This is a genomic window from Komagataeibacter oboediens (genome assembly GCF_003207815.1).
Taxonomy (GTDB): domain Bacteria; phylum Pseudomonadota; class Alphaproteobacteria; order Acetobacterales; family Acetobacteraceae; genus Komagataeibacter; species Komagataeibacter oboediens.
In genome coordinates, this window is record NZ_NKTX01000158.1 from 1 (window position 1) to 2,121 (window position 2,121).

Genomic DNA, 2,121 nt, shown 5'->3' on the forward strand with positions numbered 1-2,121 from the left:
CCGATCATGGTAATTTTCATCCGGGCGGTCTCCTCTGAATGGTCATTCCGACCCCAGCATGGCACATTGATGCCGCATGGAGGCCGTCCACCCCATCTTCAATCGTGAAGGACTGGCGATCGAGGTTGATTTTTCCCTGCCAGCCTGTCGGGTTGTCCGCTGTCTGGAACAGGTTATGGAGTGGCGTGGCAGGCCAGAAGCCATCCGAATGGATAATGGCCCTGAATATGTCAGTCATACGTTGGTTTCATGGGCCGAAAAACAGGGGATTACCCTGATCTATACGCAACCGGGTAATCCGCAGCAGAACGCCTATATTGAACGCTACAACAGAACTGTCCGGCAGGAATGGCTGGAGCAGTATTTGTTTGAAAGCATTCAGGACGTGCAGGAGGTCGCAACACAATGGCTCTGGACATATAACCATGACAGACCCAACATGGGGAACAGCGGGCTAACCCCCGCCCAGAAACTAAAAACAGCTGCCTGAATTCTCATTCAATGCCCCACTAAAAATGGGGGGATTACCCCTTGATGTATGCATCCTTGCGCTCGCACGAGAGGTCGACATTGCTCCGATTATTCTTGATGAGAAGCTCCCAATACAAGGGAGCCAATTCACAGCCTTTGGTTTTCCAGTAGCGAAGCTCTCCGTCGGGCACAGGCTGGAAGGTTCAATATCGCAAGTTCTCGACACGCCGAGATTAAATCTAGATCTCGATCTTCACGTAGATATGTCGTCCGCACTGACCAACTATGCTGGTATCTCTGGCGCTCCGCTCATCTGCGGCGGTCATGCTCGAGGCATGTTGCGCGTTGCAATTGACAAATCATTGGGTGCCATATCTGTCGCCAGAATGTCGGCCTTTCTTCAAACGCACGCCATACCTATTAAGGAGCTCCCAGAGCAAGAGGCTGACGGCGAAATGCTCGCAGCGCGTCAAGTGTTCACCGAGAAATTTGAGTTGCTTGTCAGCACTTCGAGTCATGGATATGTCTTCATCGAAGGTGCCCACGGGATTGGCAAATCAACATTTTGCGACCGGTATCGTCCACTCAACTCGAGCCTTGAGCATTTCGAAACCTACAGTTTTACCCCCCGTAGGGGGCCGGTCAGTCCGATGCACCTGGCCCAACCTGAAGTGTTCTTCGACTGGCTCAACACTGTAGTCTCGTCTCACCTGACCGGTCGAGCTGGACGTGTCTCCGCAAAGAGCTACCCAGAACTCATTGTTAGAGTATCGGAACTTCTGGAAATTCTTGGGCAGTCGTATGTATCTCAAGAAAAGATGGCGGTTATTTTCGTAGATGCCATCGACGAAGTCGCAAAGCTGGGCCAAGGAACACTTGACCAGTTTATAGGGCTGTTGCCATCTCGGATGCCTGCTGGCGTGTCCATTGTGTTTTCGGCTCCCAGCTACATTCATCTTTCTACCGCGTTGGGTTCAAGGATCGAAAGTGGGTCATGCATTGCGATGCCCCCGTTGGAGCCAAGATCTGCGCGTGCCTTTTGCTTGGATAACCTTGTCCCAGAACGAGTATCCGCTGCGACGGTCCGCATCATTTGCGAGAGAGGGCAAGGCCACCCTCTTTATCTTCGGTATCTCGTTGATCTGGCGAATGGCGGCACAGATGGCGAACATCTTGCTGTGTTGCCGTTGATTAACGGCAGCATTCGCACGTACTACGAGACACTGTGGCCCCAGCTCTTGGTGGATCCAGAGGCCGTTAATTTGCTAGCAATTATTGCCCGTCTGCGATGGGGAATTCCAACACAGCAGCTTGTTGAAATCCTGCAAGAGGCAGAGAGGTTGGCGCTCGTGAGCACGCTCGCTCGGATCCAACACCTGCTGCTACGTCACGACGAGACGACCATCTATCACGCATCGTTTGCTGACTTCTTAATTGAGAAGACTGCATTGCGAGAGTTGGACGTACAACGTCGGTTGCTGGAGTATTGTGCGTCGCGTCCGGATACCGACTATGGTACGCTCAATATCATTTACCACGGGCTCAGAAGCGGTAAGCTCCCGGCGACTGACGCCTTGCTGAATACTTCTGGTCTTGTTCAGCTATGAAGCATGAGCGATTTAAGAGATAGGGACGCGGTACTACCTGCGA

General features: G+C 52.4%; 1 protein-coding gene and 1 pseudogene. Both read left to right on the forward strand.

Features of this window, described 5'->3' with window-relative positions; all coding sequences use genetic code 11:
- Positions 1–97 precede the first annotated feature (97 nt).
- Positions 98–490, forward strand: a pseudogene (locus CFR80_RS17835) (integrase core domain-containing protein); the annotation flags it as partial.
- A 25-nt stretch (positions 491–515) separates the two neighbouring features.
- Entirely contained in the window at positions 516–2,078 is a 1,563-nt protein-coding gene (locus tag CFR80_RS17840) for a hypothetical protein (protein WP_110507830.1), read from the forward strand.
- The last annotated feature ends 43 nt before the right edge of the window (positions 2,079–2,121 follow it).